We start from the raw sequence: 26,419 nt of genomic DNA, 5'->3' as shown, positions 1-26,419 counted from the left end.
CATCCGGCGCTGGCTCGTCATCACTGGCTGCATCGCCGCACTCATGCTGCTGTGGCAGTTCCTGCCCGCCATCGAAGCCTGGTTCAGTCCCCACGAAACAAATGCTTCAGCCCGGAAGAGAGGTCTCAGGCCGTCCGGGAGCTCTGTAACCGACGTGGAACCGCGCGTAAAGTTGCACAAAGCATAGGCGTCAGCGTCCCGGTCCTGTACAAATGGAAGAAAGACCTTATCAGTGACGAGGCTTATCAATCCATGCGCAAACGAAAGTCAGCCCCTCAGGATAAAAATCAGGATGCTTTACTCGGTGAAATCCAGCATCTCAGGAAGCAGATTCATCAGCTGCAGCTCGAACGTGACATACTGACAAAGGCGAATGAACTGATAAAAAAAGATCTGGGCGTCAGCTTTCTGAAACTGAAAAACAGGGAGAAAACCCTGATAGTTGATGCCCTTAAGAAAAAGTACCCCGTTGCTGAGTTGCTAAGCGTTCTGCAACTTGCCCGCAGCTGTTATTTTTACCAAAACGTCTGTACGATAAGTATGCGGAAATACGCGTGATCATGGCCGATATCTTTGAGGAGAATTACCGCTGTTACGGCTATCGGCGCCTTCACGCGATGCTTCGCGGTAACAACAGGGTTATTTCTGAAAAGGTTGTCCGCAGACTGATGGCAGAAGAGCAGCTCGTTGTTAAGCGCACCAGGCGACGACGATACAACTCTTACTGTGGCGAAATCGGCCCGGCACCGGAAAATTTACTCGCCCGGGATTTTAGTTCCTGCAGGCCAAATGAGAAGTGGCTGACCGATATTACGGAGTTCCAGCTTCCGGCTGGAAAAGTCTATCTGTCGCCGGTTATCGACTGCTTTGATGGCCTGGTTGTAAGCTGGTCGATAGGAACACGCCCGGACGCGACGCTGGTGAATACGATGCTCGATGACGCACTCGATACGCTCAACGAACATGATAAACCAGTGATACACAGCGATCGTGGTGGCCATTACCGGTGGCCGGGCTGGCTCGAGCGTATCAACACCTCCGGACTTATAAGGTCCATGTCGCGCAAAGGATGCTCGTCGGATAATGCTGCGTGTGAAGGCTTCTTCGGGCGTATCAAAAACGAAATGTTCTATGGCAGAGACTGGGCGGGTATCAGGCTGGAAAAATTTATCTGCTTCCTGGACAGGTACATACGCTGGTATAACGAGAAACGTATCAAGCTATCATTAGGTGCAATGAGTCCTGTGAAGTACCGGCAGCATCTTGGGATCACAACATAACAGTCCAGGAAAACATCCGCAGCCCCTGAGACGACAATAACGCTTTGTGCTGACAATACATGTCTAGCCAATGTTGAAATGTCGTGCTGAAAACAAAGCTGACCTGACGTCAGTGGAGAGTCTGGACAATGCCTTTTTAAGGTTGAGTCAGGCTTTGGAGGAAGAACGTGGTTGCCAGGTTTTCTCGGCTATCATCAGTTTACGTACGGTCTCTTTTGAAATCCGGACACCGTATTCTGTGGTCAGAATTCGCCAGATGGCTGACGGATTCATATCCCGGCCGCGTGAGCGAATAAGCTGCAGTGCCTGATCTCTGATGGTGGTGTTTAACTGATGATTGCCTGGCTTTCCACGACGCCGGCTGACCAGACCGGCTGACCCCAGCTCGCGGTAGCGTTTAATCAGGCGGGAGCACTGACGACGGGTGAGCTCCATGGACTCAGCCACTTCTGCCAGCGTAATTTCCCCCGCCATATAGGCTTCAATCAAATCCAGGCGTAGCGCTTCGTGAAGTGTCAGGAGCACTGGTTTGTTGTCGTCCATTTTTCTCTCATCTGTCGGCCATATCAGATCCGCAGGTGAGGGAAGGGCTTATCGCTTCAGGCTGGGGATAAAATCCTGCGGACTGGCCAGCACCGGGTTGATCGCCCTGAGCTCTTCCAGTGCACGTTCCTGAGCGCGCCTGCGGGGCATTTTTGTACTGCGCATTCGCTTTCCTTCAGCCTCCAGCTCTTCCTGTTTCTGCTGTGCCAGCCTCAGAACGGCACCCAGTCGTTTGTTATCAACAACCGCCCCCTGATCAACGCAGGTCAGTTTATCGAAAATCTTATAACCCAGTGGCCGGTGCTGATGCCGGAAAGTAATGCTTCCGTCAGGGTAATCATAAACGGTAATTTTTTCACCTGCTATGCGCGTATTTTGTTCGGTGGGTTCAATGATATACATCACTTTATCATACTGAAAAGTCAGTGCTTTCGATAAGGTCCGCAGCTCCTGCCAGGCGAAGATATCATTCAGCTCCAGTGGACTCTGTGTGACCGCACGGTGCAGATCTTTAGGGTATTTTGCCGGCCGGTAGAAACGACGGTTAAAATCAGACATGAAATGTTCAATCCACTGATTGGCTTCAGCAACCGAGCTGATGTTCTGCAGTCGCATCTCTTTAATCAGGCGATCCTGGAGCGTTTTATTTACCCGTTCCACGCGACCTTTTGCCTGGCTGCTGTTGGCACAAATCAATTCGATCGCCAGTTCCCGGAGAGCCCGTCCGAACTGGGTTGTGCCGGTACGTCGGCTTTCGGGTCCGCTGACCCTGAACACCGCATGCTTGTCGCTGTAAAATGCGACAGGTTTACCATGTTTATCAATGTATTGCCGGGTAGCCATCATGTAGTCAAACGCGTTTTCTGAATCACAGAATCGCAGGTGCATCAGGCGACCGGTGGCGTCATCCATGAAGACCAGAACACAGCATTTTGGGGCTCTGCCTTCGAACCAGTCATGGTGAGAGCCATCGATCTGAACCAGTTCGCCGAGACAGTCGCGACGATAGCGCGGCTGGTAAACCCGGGTTCGCCGGCGGGAATGAGGACGCCAGAGACCGTCGGCTGTCATCCAGTTACGGATGGTTTCAACGGAGAGATAAATATGATGGCGTTCAGCCAGTTTTTCGGTTGCGAGCGTTGGGCCAAAATCTGAATAGTGGCACCGGATCAAATCCAGGGCTTTACAGCGTGTTTCTTCATCGATCCGGTTGTTTGCAGGACGTCCACGGCGGGAAGATGCAAATGCGGTTGCTCCATCTGTCCGGTACAGACGCACAAGACGCTGCACCTGACGAACACTGAGCTTAAGTATGTCTGCTGCGTCGCGCTGAAGCAAAGCCCGGTCAAATACTCGCTGAATGATGCCAAGCCGGTAAAGTTCTTTGTCTGTCATAGTCACCAACATAAGATCGCGGTCCTGTGCTGAGCAAAATGAAGGCTTAGCGTACACGACGCGTGTGAATTGTGCTGAGACGACAATAACGCTTTGTGCTGACAATACAGGTGCGCATAACAAAGATTATGTTAAATATGGTGGGTTTGCTCTTAAGTTCATGAGTCCCTCTCTTTCAGGAACTTACCGATGAATCAGTCAGTTGCCAAAGTTTAGTTGTGGACTTACGATGACTTCATAACACAAAAATTACGGGGCATCCGCTAAGTTCATGGCATATACCATCTTACATTTATCGAGGAACAACCAGAGAACTCATCTCATAGTTGATGATGTGACTACCCTACCGGTCATGTTCGCCACAATTTATGGAATGAATGAACTGAGCAAGAAAAGCCTAGGGACTCAAGAAAACATTTTGTGTTCGCTGCGTTTCTTTTACGTCTATTACTATAAGAAGCATAAACAAACATTTGACTACGATTTCTATCGGTCTGGCTACAATATCTCCTGTTTTATCAGGGAGCTTGATGGCTTCTTTACTTATCTGCTCGGGAAGCAGCACCTGAGTGACGAGACCGACATAATCTCTAACGGGTTTTTACATTCGGCACTCTCCAGAACCAACAAGTCCACCTATGGTAACCACGTCAGAAACGTTGGCCGATTCCTTAAGTATCTCAACTATAGATATATGAATCTGGCATACCAAGATATGTCACCTACTGAAGCTCACCAGATTAACCAGGCGAACCATAGAGATCTCGCTGCCAGAATTAAGGTCTTCAATAGAGTTGAAGTATCCAGGAACGAACCAGCTCACCGATACAAAAGTATCACCAGCCAGCAAAGTGTCGAACTAACGAACATGTTAATCCCCTCCACTCCTGAATTTTCAGATATCGAGACCGGCGAACTATTCACGGCCGTGGTTAATCCCCAAAACCCATTCGATTCAGGATTTCAACAATACCGTAACTACCTTATTCACCGGTTAATGTTTAACTATGGCTTACGTGTTGGTGAAGTTCAATTGTTGATGAAGGATTGCGTGGGGCCAACCCTTCCAGACTCACGAGGTAACATTCGTTTCATCCTGATTGTACAAAATCTACGAGATGATGTAGTTGACCCAAGGAAACAACAACCTTCACTCAAGACTGAGCATTCACAGCGACAAATCGAACTAACCGAAGATGACTTCATTATGTTTACCATTTATATGGAGCAATATCGGTCCCCATTATTTGAAGAGAAAAAAATTGTTGACCATGAGTTTGTTTTTATTAAAGGCTCAGGTAGGTTAACTCCATTAACTTACGATGCAATTCGAACATTTTATAAGGAAAAAATTGATCCGGCATTCATTGCCCTATTCCCTCATTATCGTACGAAAAGTAATAAAAATATTAATAATATGGTTAATATAACACCACACGTTGGGCGGCATACTTGGGCTAATATCACTCTTGAGTTTATTTACAATAGTCTCCTGAGTGAATCACTAATACTGGCGCAAGACTATGGTATTCGAGCAAGGATGAATGGAGTACTTGAACCAGCTATTGAACAACTTCGTGCTTTAGGCGGCTGGTCACTGACCAGTAAAGTTCCATTAAGATATGCCAAGCGGTTTATTGAAGTGGTGAGTAACCAGAGCAACTATAAGCGTACGAAACATTCAGATATGCATTTAGCTTCCCCAGAAACAAACATTTCGCAAAGAAAAACCTCCAACTTGCTAGAAGATAATGTTTATGACGAAGACTTCACATTCAAAGATCTATTCAACTGAGAGCGGTATCACCGGGGGTGGTTTTTTTAAAACCCATCCCCTTCACTTTACAAAAGAACAGCTTGAATGGATTGAAAATATTCAGCTCCCTAAACGATTGTTTTTAATAAGTGCAACAGAATTTGATGACCGATATTTATATCTACATGATGATTGGCGTTACAGATTCTCAGGTAATAATTTGGCTATATTATTCTCTACTGGTAAATACTTTTGTGATTTATCACCAGTTTCACTCAAGCTCTTGAAATACTTAACGATCGCGTACATTAATGAGAACTCGGCAAGTGTTGCTGATAAATTTGCTCAGTTTGTCGCAACAACTTTCAAACAAATTGAGGTTATCACTCGCGAAAGCCTTATTGAAAAAATGCAAATGCTAGTTGCGAAGACTGAGCGAAATCACTCAGACAGCAGTCAGTTCTATTACACCCTCTATGCATTACGAAAACTTGATCGTAATGGATTCTTCGAAAGTAAGGATGACAGTGATGAGCTGGAAGATCTATTGCTGGAAGTGCCACGCCCTAGGAACAATAACTGGGCTCGCTACCAAAACCTAGACCTCGTTATACCAGAAGAAGTATGCCTAATGATAGAAAATGGCATTCAACGTTGGGCATCTAAGCTATGTCCAAAAATTGATGTTGAAGAAAATAAAAACATTCATCTGGAAACTGTAAGGAAAACCATTAAAATTGATACATTACGGGACTGCATTATTATTGGCATAGTTTATTACATTGGGGCCAGACCTGTACAGATCGGTAAACTTTCCGGAGGCGATTTTATCGTTGATACCGAGAATAAGTACGGGATGCGTTATTCAGTACTTGTGCCATATGCCAAAAAGTCAAAACTAACTATCGATCGAGTTCGAGTTGCAATTCCGGAAGAACTTGGAAAGTTAATCTTACTGTATAAGTACCTAGTTGGAATTGGTGATACCGACCCGATATTTTCCATCATAGTATCTTCAATGAAGATGGTGGAAGCGTCATTAAAGAAAATGCTTTTCAGATTTTCACCACAAGAGATTCAGGAGGCAGTAAAAAACGATGATTATCAACTACCTGTATATACCGCAAGCCTCTTTCGTCACAACGTTGGTCACTCAATGGCAATGAGTGGTGCCAGTGCTCCTGAGATAGCTTATATATTGGGACAATCCTCTTATGTTGTTGCAGATCGATACATTGCAGCCACCCCTGAGCTGGCTGATATTCGTGAGGCAGCTTTGGGTCGCAACCCTGTGTTTAAGAACATGATGGCACTCATGTTGACTGGGAATTTAGTTCACAGCAGCGAATGGGAAGGTCGCAATGTTGCAGGGTCAATTGGTGGGCAACTTCATTACCATCTCGGTGGATGTAATTATGAAGAAGACATTTGCCCCTTTGCACAGGGTCGTGGATGTTACGGTTGCCTGTATTTCAAACCATTTATAGATGGAAACCACAAAAAAGTATTTCTTTCGCTGAATGATGAAATCCAAAATGTTCGTGATGTTGCCGATGATGCTGGCATTTTAAATCATCCACTTCTCAAGGAATTAGTGCGGCGGAAAGAGCATGTAAATCAGGTTATGGCTCGCATTGAAATGGCAAAGGCCGGAGGACTATTTAATCGATGACTACACAAATAACAATACGTAATAAACAGGCGGATAATCTTCTTATTTATATAGAGAAATATAAAGCAAAATTTGAAGAGCGTCTTGTTGCCTACAATGCTGTTGGACAACTGGAGTGGAATGCCGGTTCCTGGCGTTTTGGTGAGAAAGGGCTTTGTTGAATAAATCGAACTTTTGCTGAGTTGAAGGATCAGATCACGCATCCTCCCGACAACACAGACCATTCCGTGGCAAAGCAAAAGTTCAGAATCACCAACTGGTCCACCTACAACAAAGCTCTCATCAACCGTGGCTCCCTCACTTTCTGGCTGGATGATGAGGCGATTCAGGCCTGGTATGAGTCGGCAACGCCTTCATCACGAGGAAGGCCCCAGCGCTATTCTGATCTCGCCATCACCACCGTTCTGGTGATTAAACGCGTATTCCGGCTGACCCTGCGGGCTGCGCAGGGTTTTATTGATTCCATTTTTGCCCTGATGAACGTTCCGTTGCGCTGCCCGGATTACACCAGTGTCAGTAAGCGGGCAAAGTCGGTTAATGTCAGTTTCAAAACGTCCACCCGGGGTGAAATCGCACACCTGGTGATTGATTCCACCGGGCTGAAGGTCTTTGGTGAAGGCGAATGGAAAGTCAGAAAGCACGGCAAAGAGCGCCGTCGTATCTGGCGAAAGTTGCATCTTGCTGTTGACAGCAACACACATGAAGTTGTCTGTGCAGACCTGTCGCTGAATAACGTCACGGACTCAGAAGCCTTCCCGGGCCTTATCCGGCAGACTCACAGAAAAATCAGGGCAGCCGCGGCAGACGGGGCTTACGATACCCGGCTCTGTCACGATGAACTGCGCCGCAAAAAAATCAGCGCGCTTATTCCTCCCCGAAAAGGAGCAGGTTACTGGCCCGGTGAGTACGCAGACCGCAACCGTGCCGTTGCTAATCAGCGGCTGAGCGGAAGCAATGCACGGTGGAAATGGACAACGGAATATAACCGTCGCTCGATAGCGGAAACGGCAATGTACAGAATGAAGCAGTTGTTGGGAGATTCACTGACGCTGCGTGACTACGATGGTCAGGTAGCGGAAGCTATGGCCATGGTGCGTGCGTTGAACAGGATGACAAAGGCTGGGATGCCAGAAAGCGTGCGTATTGCCTGAAAATCCAGCCAGCTACAGGGTCGTTCGCAAGAAATCTTATTTATTCAACAAAGCCGTGAGAAAGGTGTTGCATGGCTTAAAGAAACAAAAGATCGCGGCTTTAAGTGGGACGAAGTTTCTAGTCGTATTAAGGGGCTCTCACAAATGAATATTTCTTCGGAATTTCAGGATTTTATGCGAGCTTATCACATGCATCTGGTGTGTATCATTGGCGGATTACCATCAGGTTCTACACTAGACAAACCATTACAGGTCATGAAGCGCTGGTATTGGGAAATGGTAAATAAAACAGGTCAAACGCATCCAATGTACCTGACTTCCGATATTATTCATGCAGCGATGGAGCGGCATCATGAGAATTCTGACAGTCCTGATAATGTCAGTGACTATTGCGATATTGCAGTAAAGGCCATTGCTTTACTACGTCAATATGATCTTTTCTTAGTTAATATTGAAGTCAAAAATAAGTATCCTTATCGAAATGGTTCTAACAGCACTAAAGAAAGGAAGAAAGCGCAAGAAGCCACCCCTGATCAAACTGATGATGAAAGACTCATATCAATCCGTGCATTTATGTGTGTTATTGAGTTGATCGCTTTAGCTGAGAATAGTTATCAGCGTATCTTTTACAATATGTTGTTACTCACAATTATTTGCGGTTTCCGTTTCCAGGAAATAATGTTGCTGAAAATGACTTCTTTGGTTAAGCGAGAAATTACGGATAAAGATAAACGTCAGCACGCAATAGATCAAGACTGGCCTACTTACAGGTTGGGTATTGAGTATCTTGGTGCAAAAAAGGCTGGATGGCGGATCCATTGGCTGGCGCCAAGCACTTATTCTGTCGTTGAGATGATTTATAAATCTGTTCGAGAATTGACCTCTGGGTTCCGTAAAACGATTCAGGGCTTCAGAGATTCTAATTTCACTAATATGCTCCCAGGTAAGATCGCTGATTTTCCTGATGAATGGATTGAGCAAAATTATCTTGAAGACATCATGTTTAGTGGTTCTGGTGGCTCCAGGAATGATCTTGGAAAGAGTATTCGGAATTCCATTGCGAACTTTAGCGGACATAAACCTAAGGTAATACCCGTTCATAAACAGAAGAACAGCTGGTACTTCACTAAAGAACAGTTGAATGATTATGTCTATCAGCGTTACGCTCAAGCAAAAAACTTTGAGCCTGGGCACCAGTGCATAATTTCAGCCAAAAACAATGGTGACTGGGAACACTTCAATTATGAAGACCTGATGTTCATCATGCCGGAAGGTGCATTTGGAATTGGTAAAGATTTTGTTTCATTGCAACATATTTTTCCACTTGATGAAAACTCAATAGAAGCTTGGTTAGGCGGAACACAAAACCGAAAATCTATCTTTGATCACTTTAATCTTTTTGAAGATGATGGGTCCCGTGTCATTATCAAAAAGCATGTACCGAGACATAACATAAATACATTCTTGGCAATCGCTGGAGTGACGGATCATATTCAGGCCATCCTAATGGGGCGTGTTGATATCACCCAGAATAAACACTATCAGCATCAGGCCGAATCACAGTCCTATCAGACCGCTTCTCTAGCAATCAATATGCTGGAAAAGGCTTATGATGAGAACAATCAAGCTCTCACGAAGAGTTTCCAGCTATCACTCTTTACTACGCAGCAGAAGCCCTGCATTCCGGTCAACCTACCCTCCCCCAGAACTGAGGTTAGCCGCAGAATGGCAGCTCTATCACGGTCTTCCAAGACGGTAAAAAACACAGGTGTTGGAAACGTTAAATTAACAACCTCACTAATGATAAATCCTGAGCTCAATACCGAGCATAATCTGAAGCAGAACATGCAGACTTTTGGTGAAACAACTGCTGAGGTTGTGGACTATATAACTGGCACAATGTCCGATAAGTTTCTGCCTGAACTAAAACGTGCACATGACAAGTTAGTACAACAAAATTTGGCTGATAAGGCGAAATCACTGCTTCAACGCCATGCAAAACTGCATCCTCTTGGATTTGGAGCCTGTACGAGAGATGTAGCTCGCTGGGGTTGTCCTCATGCGCTTAAGTGTCAGTCTGGTCTACCTTGTGGCTACTTCACTCTTACAGGTCGTCTTGGCGAAGCGGAAGAAGCATCACGACGTTTATCAAACAAGCGAAAAGAAATCATTCAACTCCGTAAGTTGACTATAGTGAATCCAGGCTTCATGCTGGCTTTAAAAGAACAGGAAGAAGCTCTCATCGTGCTCGAGGCTCTTGAAGCTGATGCTATAAAGGTTCAAGGCGAGAAAAAACTGGTTTCCCTGTTTTCTGATGATCTGAACAACCCATTATATAAAGTTATTGAGCGAATTAATAAACAAATGCTAATTGGCAAAACCCCAAAAACCCTAGCTGATCTTTTCTTTATTGAACAGAAACGTATAGAGAGAAATAATAATGGCTAAGACCCCACGCAGTCGCAATGCAGACGATAAAGTCATTCAGGGTAAGGAACTTGATGCTTACATCAAAGCCGAGCTACAAGCCATGGTGCAAGAGGGACTGGAAAAATCCCCAATTCAGCCATCCACGTTACATGCCCGTCTTAAAGCCAAAGGAATAGTTAAAGGTGGCATTAGTACCCTCACCTCTCGAAAAATTATCATCAATAATTACAGGCTTCGTCAGCATAACAACTATGAAGATGGTAAACGAGAGTTGACAACAGATGAAAAGGCTAAATTGGCTATGGGGCGAACCGGCGCTGCTTATATAAGTAAGGCAAATCGTCTTGATGCTGAAATTATAGCATTGAAAGCTAAATATGAACGAAATGTACTGGCGCTCGCCGACATCATTGAGTATATCGACAACGCAACTCCTATCAAAGTTGAGGACATGCTTGCAGACGATCTCATTCGAGAACTTGCTGAGCGCAAAAGAAATTCAAGAATGAGCTAATGAGTAAACGCCCTACTCTATTCGTAAAATTAGCGCGCTAATTATCAATACTCCCTCTTCTATGTCCTTTATGTCGAAGGGAGTCTTCCATTCTAATGGCGATTTGGCTCTTTACACCAGTTTAATGCTGCACTTTATTACCTTCTAAAAGATCAATAGCCTTTTGTAGAACATCAGTTGTTACCACCATGTTTTACACCTGAAGACGTTTTGAGTGCTTCGATAAGATTACTTCGCTCTTCCTCTGTCATCCGGGATATGAGTAATGCAAGTTCTGCTGTGGTCTGATCATCACAAAAAAAGTAGTTTAACGGCACGTTTAACTCTGACGCCATCCGTCGAAGCGTATCAATATCGGGGACATGCCGCCCTTTCTCATAATGATTCATACGACTGCTAGCCGAAGCGGGATCAAACCCAACAAGGAGGCCCAGTGAGCGCTGTGATAAACCCGCCCTGCATCTCGCTTCCTTAAGTCGTTCTGGTATCGGATTTTTTTCAGACACTGATTCATCTTCATTGGCCTCGAATGCTTAGATTGTCTAAGTATCTGCCATTGTTGTATACTTAGCAATCCTAAGTTAACAGCCTTGTTTTAGCCCTATGAATAGTCGAGTAACCAACCCTGAGTCGTACATATTTTCTGCAATCATTTATATTGGGAAGGATAACTTCACCAGTAACGATGTAGCGAAAATTCTTATCGAGCGATTTTCATTTCAAAAAACTTTTTTTAAGGCAAAAGCTTTTACTTATAACCAGATTCAACGTCTGGTTAGAAATGGATTATTAAGTAAAGTACGAAAAGTAGGCGTATATCAATATTCATACTCAAGAACATCTGAATTTAATGTTGCAATAGAAAGTGTGGATTTAATTGAGGCAACATCAAGTTCTTCTTGTCAACTTGTTTCAAATGCAACCAGCAATGAAAACAGCAACGTAAACATTAAAATAGAGTCTCTTATTGAAAAATACAGCAGTGAGTTGGCAAAAGTAACAGGAGCAAAGGAGATTTATGAAGAATTAATCATTGCTGTGCCGAGTAGAGAGGATGAATTTAGGAAACTTTCCTTTGAACAAGAAAAAAAACACATTAAGATAAATGAAAAAATAAACACATTAATTAGTATCGTTAATGAATCTGTTTCGATAAAGCAATGAGTGTTTATAACTATTTGAAGCTAAATGGAACCATGAAGAAGAGAGGGCAAAGCCTTGCCCTCTCCATCTCATGCACTGATAAATCATCATAAAAATGATCATTAACAGCACGTACCACTATATGCTAGTCCGTAATAAATATAATCCCAGCCGACCCCATATGCAACCTTTCAATCTGCACTGCTACTCATTAAACAACGAGTTCATCATTACACCTTATAAGCTGTAAAGTAAAAAAACTCCCTACAGGCTGTTTTTTTACAATTATTGAACATATTTTAAACTAATCAACATGGTCACCTACTTATGGATACTGCATTTCCAGTTAAACTTCTCAGTCAGTTACGCCCGCTTTTAATTGGTTTTCGTAAATCGAAAGGATTAACTCAAAGAGAATTATCTGCCAGATTGGGTGTGACTCAGCAGACTTACGCTCGTCTTGAGGCAAATCCTTCAAAGGCAAGTTTTCAGCGACTCTACAAAGTGTTAAATATTTTAGGAGTGGAGATGTCCCTTAATTCTGCGCCTATTTTAACGGATGCAAGAACTTCAAAATTTGTAGAAAAAGAGTTTGATTTACCGGCAAGGAGTGAAGATTGGTGATAGTTGCGCGTATGCAAAACGATGGGTGAAGAAGCTTTAGGACCTCATCTAAATGTTTCTTCAATCAAACCTTGATACCTATTGCATCACATTTAAATCAGAAAGTGTGTGTCATAATTCCTGTAACTTCGATGTAAATGCAACTTTCGTGAATTTCGAAGGAACGCCACATGGCTGTTATCCGCCACGTCAGTATTCAGAATTCTCGGTCCATTGGGCTACCCCCACGCCCGTAGATAAATTGTGTCTTCACGACGAGGCCTATTCGAAGGCCTCAGGACTGACGCCGCCGAGATGACTGTGGCGTCGGGCCCAGTTGTAGAACATTTCAATGTAATCGAAGATATACTCCCGGGCCATATCACATGTTATATATATGTGTTTCCTGAACCGTTCTTTTTTCAGCGAACTGAAGAACGATTCGGCCACCGCATTATCCCAGCAGTTGCCGCAAAATGGCATGATAGCGCGGTTATGGGTGGCGTGGTTTAAAATTTAAATCCTAACGTGTTTGAACATATGGTGAAAACAGTGATCTACCACAGGGATCCCCAGCTAATTCCTTTATAGCAGTATATCTTAATGTGGCTTCGCAACTACCCACAAATCATCAGGGCCGAGATAGCTCAGATTGATCTGGCCGTTATTCATAGCGACCGTCGCTCGCACAAGTCCTCGCCGATTAAGGTTAAGAGGGTGTTGTAGCAGACCAATCGCGTGCCCATCTGGTGCAAGCACTAGCGGTTGTCCGTTCCAATGAAAGAGACCGACTGGAGTTCCGGAAGGCACCGGAACATCGAACCAATTGACGTTTCCAAGATAATCTCGCCGCGCCCAAGAAAGGTTGTCTGACGGAGCAAATTCCTGGATGAATTCGAGCCATATAGTCCGAGCTTCGGCCGTTGGCCAGTTTGGTTGTGCCGAATAGACAGCGAGACCAGGTGAACGCAACCAATCGCGCAATTCCGCCCCGTTCGTGAAGTTAGCAGCCGTATCGGTGACGGCTTTGATGGCCGCCTGTCGTGAATTAAAACCCGCCTGGATCAGTATTGAGGCTGAGCGGTTCATCGTCCCCGTTTCGACAGCTGGAACAGCAAGGCCGAGTTCATAATCTTCCAACGCTAGTGCTGGCATGCCAACGGTATCACCGTTGGCGGCGGCACGTACCCGCAACGCCTCCATAGCCCAAGGAAGACGATAGCCCAGACCGCCCTCAATAAATTGCAATGCGTCTACCTCCTCTCCGGCGATCATCATTGCCAACGGATGCCCAAGCAGCCAACCTCTGAGGATTTCACGCCAATTCGCCGGGAGCGTGTCTGGTTCAAACGGATAAAAGGTGAACACGCGTTCGGCGATATCTGTGATCGCAGTGATTGCAGCCTCATGATCTGATACAACCAAGGCTGCATTAGCTTGCATGAGCAGATTGTTCGCCTCCGGTGCAATTGCATCCAGCGCACGTCCAGCTTCAAGGCCAAGCCCAGCCAGAAAATAACCACGCCGTGTGACGGCAGTCGAATTCGCCCAGATATAACGGCTCCGAGTAAACAGCGCGGTGCGATAGGCAGCCCGTGATTCGTCGTTAACACGCAGCAGGCGGCGTTGCCAGAGTGAAGATTGGAGAATACTGTCGAGAGCGGTCTCGATCTGGTCATCGGGTACATCGGCCTCACCAATGAGACTGAGAATGGCGGTATCTAGTGTCGCCATATGGCGATCCCACTCTTTCAGCGCCTGCTCTCGCTCATCAACCTTTTCACCGGCAACCTCTGGGAAGACCCACGCAGCAGCATTATTGACAACATAGTCGATCAAATGGTCGAGATCACCGCCAATGTGAGAGTGCATGCGGCTCAGCAGCGAGAAGATGAGCTGGATGAGCCCGCTTTCCATCTCACGAGCACCGTGGTCTTCTATCAGATTGACCCATTTGTTGTGCTTCCTGTTATTCACATCTTCAAAGATGGGATAGAGAACAAGGCCTTCTACATCAATATAAGCACGGCCTGCTCGGCCGATGACATTCTTGAATTCCGAAACCTTGATCATTTCACCGTGCCGGTAGAGCGAGTGCATGACGACCGCTGTCGCCGAGAGATTGAGTCCCTGCGCCAGAGTCGGCGATGAGATCGTGACCTTGAGTATACCTTCTCGCAGAAGGCGCTCGATTTCCTTGCGATAAGCTGTCGGCAAGGCACCATGGTGAAGAGCCACACCAAGCCGAAGGCATTTCAGAATATAGCTGTCTGTCCCAAGCCATTCCTCACCGAGTGCTATAGCGATCTGCAAAGTGGTCAATTCGACTGTTAGCAAAGACTCGAGTGCACCGCGCGAGTGCAAGTCAACGATGACCTTGGCAAATGGTTCGACGCTGCGACGCTCTGGGCAATAGATCAACACTGTCTGACCATCTCTGACTAGACGCCATGCGGTTGCAAGGCTCAACTCCTGCTGATTGTCCGGAAAGAGTCGGTTGCGACGCTTCTTCGGTGGTACGAACAGCGGCGGTGCCGCACCAGTCAGAAATCTGGGCACAAATGGCCTTTCCTCACCAACGCGAAGATTTAGGCGCGCTGTCGGCGAATTCCAAGTGACCTCGCCGAACCGCAAACGCGTCGGACGCCAATCGTTCTTAATGGGACCTCCCGGTTGATCGCGCCGTAGCCACGCCGAGAAGTCTTCCATTTGATCTCCGTCCGGAAGAATTGCCGATAGACAGACTATGCGGCGTTGATCTGCGTCCTTACGACGTAAGAGGCGCTGAATCTGAACCTCGTAACGAACTTCGCGCTCACCTGAACCAATCATATGGCCCTCATCGAAAACGAGCAAGCCCACATCGTCGAGCAGTGACGGATCGTTCCTCAAGGCGAAATCGAGCTTCTCTGGGGTTGCGACAACAATATCACGCCCGCGGATGGCATCTTCGTCGAAGCCGGACACTCCGATACTGCCATAAAGGGCAGAAATGGTCTTGCCGAGTGGCCCGAAGGTACGCTGAAGTGTGGCTTCGGTTTGCGCAGATAGAGCGCGAAGCGGGGTCACGACAATGGCACGCCTCCCACCGGCTAAACATCTCAGAATAGACAATTCAGCGATGCGGGTCTTACCTGCGCTGGTCGGCAACGAAACAACGAGGTTGTCGGTCTGGTTGACAGCTCGCGATGCCGCTTCAATCTGCGACGGCCACAAGTCGACCTCTGCCCTTGGGCGTCGAGCGAGCAAGCCAATAAAGAGTTCACGAAGGACAGGCCACGAAGGGGCAACGCCGCCAGCGGGAAGCAGCGGAACTTTTTCGTGGAAGGTGTTCGACCAGAAATCTTTAAGCAGATGGATAGCAATCCGGTGCACCCACCATTGCGGTATAAGGTTCAGCTCCCCGCAGATATCGAGGTTTTCACGAAGCTGGGCGATCGCTTTTTCGAGAAGAGTATATTCACCGCGATCTAGGGCGAGCAGGAACATCGAAAAGGCACCGAAGAAAACATCTGTCAGTGCGAGATTCAGGCCTTCGAAAAGAAAGTCCTTTCCATCTCGTTCCGCCGCATCGGCAACGATGGACTCGGTGAGATGCTGCTGTAAGAATGTCGTAATGGTCGCATCAGATCCACGACCATCGAGACGAAAGGTATATACGCGTGTACGCAGCGAATTGATATCTCGGCGTATCAACAGAGTTAGCGCATGCTCGATCGGCGAGAAATTTGCTTCATCGGCCACAATTGCGAGGAGGGAATAGGCCCGGGCAGAAAGGTGCGCGAGGTGATAACTGGCAGCTGCAAGGAGAAAATGGAAATCGCGATCAGCTTCTTCGCGATTGCCGTTGGCCATGACCGACTCAAGCGCTGTCGCCGCCTGTTCGAATGCGATCCGTGCTTGATTCGGGTCGCCATCTGACTCTAAAAGGCGCAGACCTAGTCCAAGCAAACCATACGCGTAACTGTGAAGATCGAAGCTGAGTTGAGCCGAGAAATCCGGCGCACCAGGAGGAAGAACACCGTCACGCCAGATCATTGCACGTGCCTGACCTCGTGCAATTAGCCTGCCGCGAAAGCCGACCGTCGCCGCGTCCGTTATAGCAGCAATGATAGCATCAGGGGTTGTTGGCATCGGCAATTACTCGATCGTAGACGGCTCCGACAAAAGCAGCATGGTTGTCGATATGCAAACCGACACCCCATTGTCCAATCGGGCCAGGATAGGCCTGTAGCGCCTGTGTTAGGAGCGTCTGTGGTGGGTTACCTGAAAACGTGAAGAGTAGATGTTTAACGCTCTCGGGCGGGATACCGTGCCGGTAGAGTGCCTCGTCGATTGCGTCTACGAGCGGTGCATCGGTGCCTATCTCCATAAGTCTGGCCGAGATAAAAGATAACGCATGCGACGAGGGAAGGCCGCTATCCTTATCTAAGCCGCTCCGAGCCTCCTCAAGCGTTTGAGCGCGCAGGTTAATACGGCTTTTAGCTTCTGTTTTCAGGAAGCTGAGTCGCTGTGTTTCAGCGTCGAGAAGCATACCGATGACATCATCGCCGCGCATTGCCATATTTCGATGATCCTTCCAGCGCAGTCTTTTGATAGGCGCTCGATAACCGCTGTACGCATCAATCCATTCTGTTGCATAGATCTCGCCAAGGTCACCCGACCTAATATGCGCAGTTTGCGGAAGGAGATCGTTGAGCATTTGAGCAGCTGCTGTCTTACCTAACTTCGCAAGCGCGGCGGCAATCCGCTCCTCTGTAGTGTAGTGGGCGGGGATAGCCCTAGCTGTCATCTGAATGCCAGTCGCAATATCTCCTGGCCGGCCCGTCATGACTCGAACATGGTGATTACCTAATGGCATGTCAGCCGAGTCGCACCAATCATAGAACGGGACCATACCCTACTCCTTAATTCGAAAAAGGTTAGACTTCATGCGATGACCCTTTTTTCACTAACAACCATTCGTAGAGCGATTGCACCTTGGAAGTTGGGTGTAACATTTCTGCAAATGTAGGTTTTAGTCGTATGCTGAGACCCGGGTATAACCGTCAGTTAATTCGTCCGCTGCCCCAGTCAATGAAAAATTGATGGGAATTTTAACAGTTTGTAAGCCTAATAGGCAGTGATCTCCCAATACTTTTACGATTGTCGAAAAAAATCATTGTCTTATGCGTTTTTTGCTCCTCCCTCTGTTTTGGGTACCCCCGTGTCCGTAGATGAAACTAGCTGAAACTTGTACAAGATACACTTTCATCGTAAGGAAATCCTATACATATAGAATCGGTGACGTGAATTAAACTGTGCCATACATTGGACTGGCTGTTGAGCTACACAAAATCAGGGATGAATATCTCTCAGGCCCCTATCAATCCTTGCTGCGATTTTACTGGTAGGAGATACTCCTGAAACTAAGAAGTGTCGATTCAGATTATGGTGCCTTTCGAAAATTGAGATATCTTATAAAATGGGGGCCAGGCCAATCACTTTTGTGATAATAAAGCCAGTATAAAGTGGTTCCAAAATCCTTTAAGATCTTGGAACCATAATGAAAATCACATCAGATCCAAAATTTCTGCAAAACTATTAATTGAATAATCCGGTTTAACTCTTGAAAATGATTCCTTCAGTTGCTCTTCTCTTTCAACATCTTTATCAGTCCAGTGTGTTATTTTCACTAAAATTTCCCATAGCTCGGGAGCAAACTGACGACCATAGCGAGCCCAAACAGCTTTCATTCCAATAGACTTTGCCATTGATATATCTTTAGTAATAGAGTCACCAACATATACCGCATCTTTAATATCTACATTTTCAGTGAGACAAATGTGCTCCAAGAGTTTTGGGTTAGGCTTAGATTCAGCACTAGATAACCTTATAATAAAATCATCTTTTACTGAAATAACTTTTGCGTTTTTAGGATTGGGGTGGAGATTGTGATTGTCTTCAATTGTGTAGAGGTGATCAAAAAAATCAATGACATCAAGCTTATAAAGGCGATACAAAGAATTATATTCTAAAGATTCAGTATGACCGACAATCTTAACACCACGCTCCCTTAAAATATTTAAAGTATCCCTGACAGTAGGGTATAATTTCAATGTATGATTGCGCTTTGAGCTAAAAGCAGAAAATACTCGCGTGAGTTTTTTTTGTAATAAAATCTTATCATTGGTCCCAAAATAAGAAATAACAGATGGCAACTCTAGAGTAGCAAACGGTTTTTCAGAATTACCAAACCTCTGATGAATGACCTTATACTCGGACAAAAGTATATCTAAAGGAACATTTATCTCCTTTGATAGTTCCTCAGCCATAGCACTAAATGATTGGGAATAAAAACTTACCCAATCGTACAGTGTATTATCCAAATCGGTGATAAGTAATTTCATGATAAACCTTCAATAGCATAGGTTGCCGTTTCATTTGCTCCGTTCTGTCTATCGAGCTTGAAAAATTTGAACGCTAGCTTTTCACCAGAAAAATCCATTATACATGCATAGTTAGCACAATCTTGATTTGGCAATTCTGAACTAGCAACCCCTGAACTTCCCAAAGAAATAATTTGAAAAGTATGTTCAGGATTTGAAGCCGAGACTGGTTCTAATGGAGATAGTATTTTTTTTATTGTAATACAACTACTTCTATGCATATGCCCATGAAGAATATAGTCAACTTTATGTTTCACCACCCAACGCAACAATCTCTCCGCATCTAGTGTAACACTATATTTTGAATCCAAATAGGCATCTTCGGCCTCATTAATTGAAGTTAGGTGATGATGGAGCATAGCAATTCTTGTGACCCCCCTTTTTTTAGATATATACTCCCCACTTTTGTTCATCCATCCCATAGATTCCGCAACGTTACTGAGTTGTTTCTCACCGATAAACCCCATACCCAAAAATGAATCTTTAACTTGTTGTAAAACACATGAGTTCAAGGCCGCCACTTCAACTACTTTGTGCCCTCCCAATAAAAATTTTCTTCCTTGCGAGAGATCTTCTTCAGGTTTTCTTTGGAAAACATCTTTATAAAATTTTATATAGTTTTCTTTGCTTCCTTTATGATAGTTTTCTGCTAGAGTTGCCCATGGAGTATCAGTAGTAGGCTTTCCCATTATTTCAAAATATTGTTCTTTAGAAACCAAACCAACATCATGATTCCCTGGGCAAATAATTATATCATCCGGTGTAAGGCTAAGAGAAGAACTAACATCTTTGATGAATTTCGAAGCCAGCTCAAATCCCTCAACCTGTGATTGCCAAGTCAAATCACCTGAAATAGCCAATCCGGCACATTTATTTCCATTGCTATATTTGTCTGCCAACTCTACTACACGAGAAGATAAACATTTCTGTTGATCATTATCTTGCGCTGGAAACGCATGCTTGCCTTTTCCGTTATCGAAATGAATATCTGAAAGCCAAATTATAAACTCCCCTTTTTTTTGGCTATATTTTTGGTTGAAATTATAAGGAATATAATGGGATGCTAATAATTCATGCTGAAGATCAGAATCAATAGCAGGTCTCACCTTCCAAATTGTTCTATCTTGTTCTTTTAATTCAGTTACTGAAAAAACAACTTTATTGAAAAGCTGTTCATCTAAATCCTTTGAGGTGGTGAATAATGAATCTAATGGAATATAGGATAAGGTTTTGAGAACATCATCATTATCATGAATTTCACAAATTTCAGAAACTTTTAACCAACCTAACAACTCATCTTCATTATAATACCTTGGTGTTTTTCTACCATTATCAGGAGCCTTCTTCTTGCTATCCCCAGCAGCTGAGGAGCAGACTTCTTTTAATTCGGCCCTATAGAACTTTAGTCGCCCTGAATCAAAAAAATATATTTTGGTGAGATTTTCGGCAGCAATTCTTAGTTCTTGTGATGGAAACACCTCACCAGATTTTGCCCACCATCCCCACCAAACATCCCCTTCCTCACGAGCAATTTGGTTATGCTGTTCGATGGTAAATCCTTCACTTTTTCCTAGATCACGGAACCTAAAAATGTAAGTCTCTTTCATTTACTTCATCCTTAAATGCAATGGTTTTATAATATCTTCGTTTTATCAGTAAATCATAGTGAACTCAAATTCGAGTCTTATCTTTTTGAGAATAGCGTTAAGTAAGGTAATCACCTCGCTACCTTCTTCCAGTTTGCCTGATTACACCAATACGATCCGGCAGCTGCTAATGCATGTTCATTCAATCGGCTCGCTTAAATCAATGAACTCAATAGTCTTTGCTAAAGGTATAGATTGACGGGGAAAGTCACGTCGCAGTCGGCGGGCTAACTCTCCCAATGCATCACTACGATCCATCGCATGATGGACTAGCAAAGACGCTACCTGCCGAACCTGAGCCTTTGCGCCAGGCTCACGACTATTATCCTGCCCGCGAAGTGCATTACGCCACCCCAGTGTTGCCCTGTTTACATCAATTTGATCCAGCACTCGAATTAAGCCTGAAGGCTGGACTTGCACGAGGAGACAAAGAAACATCAGAGCCTCATTGTAAAAAGTGGGGCTGGGCTGAGATAACGCCTCTGCTAGCCCACTGTAGTGCGGTTCAAGAAATGTAGAAACCAGTGTTGGCTCCGACTGAGCAATCCTCGCCAAAACTAATGCTCCCAGTTGCCAATCGACATGACCCCAATGGCTGAGTGCAATGCGTCTGCCCGCGGCTATATGACGTAACGCGCTAGCCGGCGCGATGGCTGCGAGATGCGTCGACATGTTGACGATACGCGGCTCATTGCGCGCAATCATCTCCTGAATTGCGAGTCTCGCTGCTGGTACGATGTGCGCAACTCCGAGCAGCATTCTCGCATCGCCGATATTTTCCGCCCAATCCGAGCCTATCGCTTGGTCGATCTCGCTCCAATTGAGTGCTAATACCGTCTCCTCGAACTGCTTTGGCGAGGCCTTATGCATGAAGCTAAGAAGCCCTGCGGCAGCTTGGAAGTTTCGTTGCGTACTGCGCGACAAAGAGATCGCGAGATCCTTAGGCGACCAGCAACGGCAGATTTTTCGCCCCACCTGCCGCATTCTTCGGGACGGTGCCAACTTGCCAACATAGATGTTAAGCGGATCGTAGAGCCGCAACGCGTTCCACACGATATCGTTTAGTTCGTGGAAAGACTCTTGCGGAGCGGCACGCAGTCGATCGGCGATGGCCGGGATAAGTGCTTCGATCAAAGTGAACCCGAACTCTGATTCGACGTAGCAGAAATGTTCGCAAAAATCGGCAACGACCGATTGATCCTACCCACGTAATATGGACACAGGCCTAAGCGAGGTTCTTGTTTTCAAATTGTTCCGGACTGAGGCCGCCACACCAACTGTGCCGCCGCCACCGATTGTAATCACATTCGATATAATTAAACACCGTTGCCCGCATTATTTCCCGGCTGATAAAGTGTTCTCCATGGATACATTCCACTTTCAGCGAATGAAAGAAGCTTTCCACGCAGGCATTATCGTAGCAGCAACCTTTTGCGCTCATACTTCCACGCAGATTATGCCGCTTCAGTTGCGCCTGATAATCTGCTGAACAGTACTGGCCTCCACGGTCCGTGTGAACGATAACGTTCCGGGGCCTCTTACGCCGCCACAGCGCCATCTGCAGGGCATCGCAGGCCAGTTGCGCCGTCATGCGTGGCGACATTGACCAGCCAATAACGGCACGTGACCACAGGTCAATGACCACTGCCAGATACAGCCAGCCTTCATCTGTACGTAAGTACGTGATGTCTCCTGCCCACTTCTGGTTCGGGCCACTGGCGTAAAAATCCTGCTCCAACAGATTTTCTGACACAGGCAGGCCGTGTGCGCGGTAGCTGACCGGGCTGAACTTCCGGGAGGCCTTTGCCCTCAGTCCCTGACGGCGCAGGCTTGCCGCCACGGTTTTTACGTTAAAGGGGTAACCCTGAGCACGCAGTTCATCCGTCAGGCGTGGGGCACCGTAACGCTGTTTTGACCGGGTAAAAGCCGCGAGGACAACGCTGTCGCAGTGTTGGCGGAACTGCTGACGCGTGCTTATCCTTGTCCGCCGCTGACACCACGTATACCAGCCGCTGCGGGCCACCCGGAGCACGCGGCACATTGCTTTGATGCTGAACTCAGCCTGATGTTTTTCAATAAAGACATACTTCATTTCAGGCGCTTCGCGAAGTATGTCGCGGCCTTTTGGAGGATAGCCAGCTCTTCATCCCGTTCTGCCAGCTGGCGTTTGAGACGTGCAATCTCGGTAGACATCTCCAGTTCACGTTCAGAAGACGTCTGCTGATTTTGCTGTTTACTGCGCCAGTTGTAGAGTTGTGATTCATACAGGCTGAGTTCACGGGCTGCGGCAGTAACACCGATGCGTTCAGCAAGCTTCAGGGCTTCACTGCGAAATTCAGGCGAATGCTGTTTACGGGGTTTTTTACTGGTTGATACTGTTTTTGTCATGTGAGTCACCTCTGACTGAGAGTTTACTCACTTAGCCGCGTGTCCACTATTGCTGGGTAAGATCAGTTAGCATGTGGATAACTCAGCCCGTGGCTGCGTCCGCCGCGTTGAATGCCAATGTAAATTAATGGCAGTGTCGGATGTCGTAGCAGCGACATGCAGCCTCGGCCACCTTCGGGATATGCTACTGTCTTTACAACGTATGTGGCACTGTCAATGATGTAGAACTGGTTGACTCGATTGCTTGCGAAATAGATTTCTTTTTCGTTTTGTGACACTGCTAATTGTCCGTTACCGCCCCCAGGTAACACTATTCTTTTAACGATAGCATGCGTAGCCAAATCAATAACGAGCACAAAGTCCGAAAAAACCTGGCCGACAAACAAACGGCCATCTGCAATAACTAAGCTACCAGGAGGATGGCTCAAAATCTCTCTTTCACCGTTTTGCGGGGAGATCGACTCATATTTATCCAGGTCGATGGTACGTATGATTGATTTGGATGATGGATTAACGATTGAAATGCTGCATCCAGCCCAATTTGCAGTTATCAGGAAGTTGTTATGCAGGAGAATGTCATGTGGTTCAGAGCGGCTTGGAAATTTATAAATTGGGGCTCCATCATCACTACTGTCTAGAATAAGAGAGGCTTCTGATGTTGCTGCCTGTGCAGTCTTGGCAAAATCATCCAAGGATGTGACCAGAGTGATGTTCGACCCTCGTGCCGCATCCTGTGCTCCAGGTTGGAAACCAACCTCACTGACCATGATTCCTCGATCGGCACCAAGGTCATCAATGAGGCTCTTGAGAGCAAGCACCTTTTCCTTAGGAACGCGAGTTTTCCACACTTTGCATTCGATTACCCAAGTACAGAGGATACCCGATCGAAGGAAGGTCGCGTAGACGTCAATATCATGGGTCGCTCGAACACCTTTGGCTCGATAATCAACCAAAGCATTACATCCAAGACGTCGAAATACTTCAGCTGTGGCCTCCTGATAAACTCGCCAGTCCGCGTAGCTCATGCAACTCCCCAATAATATGGCTATATTTTTTTCTGTGTGCCATCCAGCTTGCGATGAATAAGCGAAACCAACGTAAGGATGTCCAGCGCATCCAATTCAGACATGGGCCAATTCTTCTTAGGCGAATGGGCCAGTGGATTGCGCACAGCGCCGAATAGACCAATGAGTAGGTTCGCAAAACCTTTTTGTTCACTCTTTTCTGAGTCGGTAGTGAGCGGTCCCAAGGTCAGAACTGGTTGTTGTCCGGTAAATGCCTTGTTCACCAAGTCAGCACCATCGCCGCTCAACCCAGACAACTGACGAATACGTTCCGCAACCCCTTTCGTCGCCTCGAAGACGGCATGAAAATAGTTTTCGTCCAGAAGTTCTGCACGACAATAGTTCAAAACTTCTGCATGCACAGCACGGTTTTCGAGTGCAGCCTTAAGTCGCCCGGCGCGGGCTCTGGCTGAATCGAGTGTTGTTGCTTTAGTAGCGTTCGTGACCTTACCATCTTCGCGGACATAAAAGCCGGAAAAAGCTAGGACAACATTGAGTTCATCACGCCTCCAGGTAAATACTGCTGGATCACGAGCGTAATTTACCGGATTCATCGCACGGTTAATGAACATTATGAGATGGTTGCCGACCTGATATTGGTTCTGCGCACCTACGAGCGCATTATACAGCCGTTTCCATTTTGTCATGCTTGGCGATGTGTCGGCAACTTTGATTTCTTGTAGGAGTCGCTCGATCTGCGCCCCACTCAAGCCACGTTCGGTATCAGCAAGAACGCGACAAGCGGCCTCAAGGTGCTGAGAGTTGAATAATGGAATACGTATCATAAATTACCTTTTTATCACCTTTCAGACCCACTCGAGCGCCGTGATAATCGATTGTCCCTCAGTACCGACCTCCATAAACAAAGCGTGATCGTAGCCAAGCTGCTGCTTATAACCTTGAAGTTTCAGTAGATCGATTCGTCTATCGACGCGACTCGTTGATTTTTTAAATTCTAAGACCAGATGATTCTGTTGTGTACCTCGCCGATGCACGATCACATCAGGAAATACTGTCTTTGCTTCAACGTCTTCGCTGTCTGGATAAAGCTCCAAATGTCTGAGCCGTTTAGGTTCTACACCATCCCGGTTATATTCGCAATCTACATTCCAACCGGGGAAAGATAGCTGGAGGTACATCGCAAAGCGAAAGGTAATGGACCGTTCGTTAGCATCAATACTGAGTAGATCATGATCATTGAATAGTAGCTCGGACAATGCATGTGACACAGGTTCGCCTGGTTCACATTGATTGAGGTAGCGTATTTGAGCCGGGGTCAGTGCCATTATCACGCTCGCATATTTAAGGAATTTTATTGGATTTTTCAGTACGCATTCGGTTACCAACTAAAAGGTATAATAACTGAATACTAAAACCTGATGTTCATCACAAAATCAGAAAAACCAGTTCATGAACCAATGGTAGAAAATTCGTATGATTTGTGTTCAGCTACTTGCACAGTTATGAACCAAAACTTAGTTCATAAGTGCATGCTTTGATTGCTCGATGAGAAAAAATTATTTAATTACAGTGGGTTGCAAAGTTTTTTATTATAAATTAAATTATGTATTTCCCTCAAACCCAGAATAGTTAAATTCAATGGTAAAATCATTATAAATCAATATCTTAAATATCGAACAAGCCCCTTTCTTCCTCAAACCTCACTGTGGTAACTTTAAAAACAATGTCCGTTCCTGAGTTTGTGATGCCTTAAAGCCATGGTGAAGATAAAAGTTTTTGGCTTCTTCAGTCAGTGCATGAACCATAATCGCACGGACTCCAATATTCTCAGCTACACGGTAACAGCGCAGAACTGCATCATGCAGTAAATCGGCCCCGAGCCCTTGGCCACGGTATGAAACATCAACTGCCAGGCGAGCAAGTATGATTACGGGAATTGGATCTGGCATATTGCGCCTGAGGCTTCCCATTGCTTCCACGTGGTTAACGCTGCCGGTGGCCAGAGAGTAAAAACCGACAACCTGTTTAGTGTCTCTTTTACAAACGACGAACGTTCGTGCTGCACCAAGAGCTTGGTTTTTTAATCCCCTCTGTTTAAGCCAGTCATCAAGTACTGCCTCACCACTGACGAACTCTGCTAGTTGATGGGAGCTGGATAATGGTTCTGGTGCTGTTACACGTCCCACTGAGGTTTCCTTGCCAGAAGTTTATCAATAGCCGCCTCATCCGAAACCGGTGCATCGAGCATATCGATAAACTCTGCATACTGCTCATCGTTAAAATTAAATACGCGACGATCGAGGATCACATTCTCCGCAGCCTGACATGCCATTTCCAGGATGAAGTCCGTGCGTGATTTATGGAGAATCTCTGCTGCAGCATCAATAAGTGCTCTTTGAGATTCTTTAGCTCTAAGGTTGAGCTGAACATCTGATTTCATGAGTG

21 protein-coding genes and 3 pseudogenes are annotated in these 26,419 nt (G+C 45.9%); 9 read left to right on the top strand and 15 right to left on the bottom strand.

Annotated elements, in window-relative coordinates:
- Positions 1–114: 114 nt before the first annotated feature.
- Positions 115–1,280: pseudogene (locus HV157_RS21445) on the top strand (IS3 family transposase); the annotation flags it as partial.
- Between the two features lie 147 nt (positions 1,281–1,427).
- Here HV157_RS21445 and HV157_RS21440 read toward each other — a convergent pair.
- A complete protein-coding gene (locus HV157_RS21440; RefSeq protein WP_048268429.1) occupies positions 1,428–1,823 on the bottom strand; it encodes a helix-turn-helix domain-containing protein in 396 nt (131 codons plus the stop codon).
- A gap of 48 nt (positions 1,824–1,871) precedes the next feature.
- The gene (locus HV157_RS21435) at positions 1,872–3,218 is read right to left on the bottom strand and encodes an ISNCY family transposase (RefSeq protein ID WP_180246083.1); all 1,347 of its coding nucleotides are present in this window, start codon (positions 3,216–3,218) and stop codon (positions 1,872–1,874) included.
- 715 nt (positions 3,219–3,933) lie between these two features.
- Here HV157_RS21435 and HV157_RS21430 point away from each other — a divergent pair.
- The 6 genes from HV157_RS21430 to HV157_RS21405 all read left to right on the top strand — a co-directional run bounded on the left by HV157_RS21430 (position 3,934) and on the right by HV157_RS21405 (position 10,741).
- The gene (locus tag HV157_RS21430; protein WP_249420799.1) at positions 3,934–5,013 is read left to right on the top strand and encodes a site-specific integrase; all 1,080 of its coding nucleotides are present in this window, start codon (positions 3,934–3,936) and stop codon (positions 5,011–5,013) included.
- Entirely contained in the window at positions 4,976–6,646 is a 1,671-nt protein-coding gene (locus tag HV157_RS21425) for a hypothetical protein (protein ID WP_023300116.1), read from the top strand. Before HV157_RS21430 ends, HV157_RS21425 begins: the two co-directional genes overlap by 38 nt.
- Entirely contained in the window at positions 6,643–6,807 is a 165-nt protein-coding gene (locus tag HV157_RS21420) for a hypothetical protein (RefSeq protein WP_182378534.1), read from the top strand. The genes HV157_RS21425 and HV157_RS21420 overlap by 4 nt, the downstream gene beginning before the upstream one ends.
- Positions 6,808–6,873: 66 nt before the next feature.
- Positions 6,874–7,797, top strand: coding sequence for an IS5 family transposase (locus HV157_RS21415; RefSeq protein ID WP_001118645.1), 924 nt, complete (start codon positions 6,874–6,876; stop codon positions 7,795–7,797).
- 144 nt (positions 7,798–7,941) lie between these two features.
- Positions 7,942–10,245 carry a hypothetical protein gene (locus HV157_RS21410; RefSeq protein ID WP_001027461.1) on the top strand — a complete coding sequence of 768 codons (2,304 nt, stop codon included), beginning with the start codon at positions 7,942–7,944 and terminating at the stop codon, positions 10,243–10,245.
- Positions 10,238–10,741 (top strand): hypothetical protein, encoded by a 504-nt coding sequence (locus HV157_RS21405; RefSeq protein WP_001140767.1) that lies wholly within the window; start codon positions 10,238–10,240, stop codon positions 10,739–10,741. The genes HV157_RS21410 and HV157_RS21405 overlap by 8 nt, the downstream gene beginning before the upstream one ends.
- Before the next feature lie 173 nt (positions 10,742–10,914).
- Here HV157_RS21405 and HV157_RS21400 read toward each other — a convergent pair whose 3' ends face one another.
- Complete coding sequence (locus tag HV157_RS21400; protein WP_071598204.1) at positions 10,915–11,247, bottom strand: helix-turn-helix transcriptional regulator; 333 nt, start codon at positions 11,245–11,247, stop codon at positions 10,915–10,917.
- Positions 11,248–11,344: 97 nt separating this feature from the next.
- On the opposite strand from HV157_RS21400, the gene HV157_RS21395 reads away from it, so the two are divergent.
- Both HV157_RS21395 and HV157_RS21390 read left to right on the top strand, forming a co-directional pair.
- Positions 11,345–11,905: a hypothetical protein gene (locus HV157_RS21395; protein ID WP_004016094.1), complete on the top strand. Its 561-nt coding sequence runs from the start codon at positions 11,345–11,347 to the stop codon at positions 11,903–11,905.
- Between the two features lie 306 nt (positions 11,906–12,211).
- The gene (locus HV157_RS21390) at positions 12,212–12,508 is read left to right on the top strand and encodes a helix-turn-helix transcriptional regulator (RefSeq protein ID WP_001542733.1); all 297 of its coding nucleotides are present in this window, start codon (positions 12,212–12,214) and stop codon (positions 12,506–12,508) included.
- A 261-nt stretch (positions 12,509–12,769) separates the two neighbouring features.
- Here the strand turns inward: HV157_RS21390 and HV157_RS21385 are convergent.
- The 12 genes and pseudogenes from HV157_RS21385 to HV157_RS21330 all read right to left on the bottom strand — a co-directional run.
- A pseudogene (locus tag HV157_RS21385) lies at positions 12,770–12,958 on the bottom strand (IS3 family transposase); the annotation flags it as partial.
- 129 nt (positions 12,959–13,087) lie between these two features.
- Positions 13,088–16,621, bottom strand: a complete 3,534-nt coding sequence (locus HV157_RS21380) for a DEAD/DEAH box helicase (protein WP_182268922.1) — start codon at positions 16,619–16,621, stop codon at positions 13,088–13,090.
- Positions 16,605–17,384, bottom strand: a complete 780-nt coding sequence (locus tag HV157_RS21375) for a Hachiman antiphage defense system protein HamA (RefSeq protein ID WP_000248889.1) — start codon at positions 17,382–17,384, stop codon at positions 16,605–16,607. The genes HV157_RS21380 and HV157_RS21375 overlap by 17 nt, the downstream gene beginning before the upstream one ends.
- A 655-nt stretch (positions 17,385–18,039) precedes the next feature.
- Positions 18,040–18,876 carry an HAD-IA family hydrolase gene (locus tag HV157_RS21370; protein WP_000770925.1) on the bottom strand — a complete coding sequence of 279 codons (837 nt, stop codon included), beginning with the start codon at positions 18,874–18,876 and terminating at the stop codon, positions 18,040–18,042.
- The gene (locus HV157_RS21365) at positions 18,873–20,522 is read right to left on the bottom strand and encodes a metallophosphoesterase (RefSeq protein ID WP_000665639.1); all 1,650 of its coding nucleotides are present in this window, start codon (positions 20,520–20,522) and stop codon (positions 18,873–18,875) included. The genes HV157_RS21370 and HV157_RS21365 overlap by 4 nt, the downstream gene beginning before the upstream one ends.
- A gap of 177 nt (positions 20,523–20,699) precedes the next feature.
- Entirely contained in the window at positions 20,700–21,695 is a 996-nt protein-coding gene (locus HV157_RS21360; protein ID WP_249420798.1) for a hypothetical protein, read from the bottom strand.
- 91 nt (positions 21,696–21,786) lie between these two features.
- A protein-coding gene (locus tag HV157_RS21355) for an IS3-like element IS3 family transposase (protein ID WP_085947771.1) occupies positions 21,787–22,949 on the bottom strand; the annotation gives its coding sequence in 2 pieces (ribosomal slippage) (positions 21,787–22,688 and positions 22,688–22,949; 1,164 coding nt in all).
- A 65-nt stretch (positions 22,950–23,014) separates the two neighbouring features.
- Positions 23,015–23,974 (bottom strand): annotated as a pseudogene (locus tag HV157_RS21350) (restriction endonuclease); the annotation flags it as partial.
- 20 nt (positions 23,975–23,994) lie between these two features.
- Complete coding sequence (locus HV157_RS21345; protein ID WP_000619352.1) at positions 23,995–24,798, bottom strand: TIGR02391 family protein; 804 nt, start codon at positions 24,796–24,798, stop codon at positions 23,995–23,997.
- A gap of 21 nt (positions 24,799–24,819) precedes the next feature.
- Positions 24,820–25,299 carry a hypothetical protein gene (locus HV157_RS21340; protein ID WP_182268921.1) on the bottom strand — a complete coding sequence of 160 codons (480 nt, stop codon included), beginning with the start codon at positions 25,297–25,299 and terminating at the stop codon, positions 24,820–24,822.
- 375 nt (positions 25,300–25,674) lie between these two features.
- Positions 25,675–26,160, bottom strand: coding sequence for a GNAT family N-acetyltransferase (locus HV157_RS21335; RefSeq protein ID WP_013087269.1), 486 nt, complete (start codon positions 26,158–26,160; stop codon positions 25,675–25,677).
- Positions 26,148–26,414, bottom strand: coding sequence for a DUF1778 domain-containing protein (locus HV157_RS21330; protein WP_007869691.1), 267 nt, complete (start codon positions 26,412–26,414; stop codon positions 26,148–26,150). Before HV157_RS21330 ends, HV157_RS21335 begins: the two co-directional genes overlap by 13 nt.
- Positions 26,415–26,419 lie beyond the last annotated feature (5 nt).

The sequence above is a fragment of the Enterobacter sp. RHBSTW-00318 genome (genome assembly GCF_014101375.1).
In the GTDB taxonomy this organism is placed as follows: domain Bacteria; phylum Pseudomonadota; class Gammaproteobacteria; order Enterobacterales; family Enterobacteriaceae; genus Enterobacter; species Enterobacter ludwigii.
The sequence above is the reverse complement of the archived record's forward strand: the minus strand, read 5'-3'. Positions and strand labels throughout refer to the sequence as shown.

Bases quoted from the DNA above. Each gene is read 5' to 3' on its own strand.
- HV157_RS21345 (WP_000619352.1), bottom strand. From the start codon at position 24,798: ATGATACGTATTCCATTATTCAACTCTCAGCACCTTGAGGCCGCTTGT.
- HV157_RS21435 (WP_180246083.1), bottom strand. From the start codon at position 3,218: ATGACAGACAAAGAACTTTACCGGCTTGGCATCATTCAGCGAGTATTT.
- HV157_RS21410 (WP_001027461.1), top strand. From the start codon at position 7,942: ATGAATATTTCTTCGGAATTTCAGGATTTTATGCGAGCTTATCACATG.
- HV157_RS21375 (WP_000248889.1), bottom strand. From the start codon at position 17,384: ATGGTCCCGTTCTATGATTGGTGCGACTCGGCTGACATGCCATTAGGT.
- HV157_RS21340 (WP_182268921.1), bottom strand. From the start codon at position 25,299: ATGGCACTGACCCCGGCTCAAATACGCTACCTCAATCAATGTGAACCA.
- HV157_RS21390 (WP_001542733.1), top strand. From the start codon at position 12,212: ATGGATACTGCATTTCCAGTTAAACTTCTCAGTCAGTTACGCCCGCTT.
- HV157_RS21330 (WP_007869691.1), bottom strand. From the start codon at position 26,414: ATGAAATCAGATGTTCAGCTCAACCTTAGAGCTAAAGAATCTCAAAGA.
- HV157_RS21380 (WP_182268922.1), bottom strand. From the start codon at position 16,621: ATGCCAACAACCCCTGATGCTATCATTGCTGCTATAACGGACGCGGCG.
- HV157_RS21420 (WP_182378534.1), top strand. From the start codon at position 6,643: ATGACTACACAAATAACAATACGTAATAAACAGGCGGATAATCTTCTT.
- HV157_RS21405 (WP_001140767.1), top strand. From the start codon at position 10,238: ATGGCTAAGACCCCACGCAGTCGCAATGCAGACGATAAAGTCATTCAG.
- HV157_RS21425 (WP_023300116.1), top strand. From the start codon at position 4,976: ATGACGAAGACTTCACATTCAAAGATCTATTCAACTGAGAGCGGTATC.
- HV157_RS21365 (WP_000665639.1), bottom strand. From the start codon at position 20,522: ATGAAAGAGACTTACATTTTTAGGTTCCGTGATCTAGGAAAAAGTGAA.
- HV157_RS21440 (WP_048268429.1), bottom strand. From the start codon at position 1,823: ATGGACGACAACAAACCAGTGCTCCTGACACTTCACGAAGCGCTACGC.
- HV157_RS21430 (WP_249420799.1), top strand. From the start codon at position 3,934: ATGTCACCTACTGAAGCTCACCAGATTAACCAGGCGAACCATAGAGAT.
- HV157_RS21395 (WP_004016094.1), top strand. From the start codon at position 11,345: ATGAATAGTCGAGTAACCAACCCTGAGTCGTACATATTTTCTGCAATC.
- HV157_RS21370 (WP_000770925.1), bottom strand. From the start codon at position 18,876: ATGAAATTACTTATCACCGATTTGGATAATACACTGTACGATTGGGTA.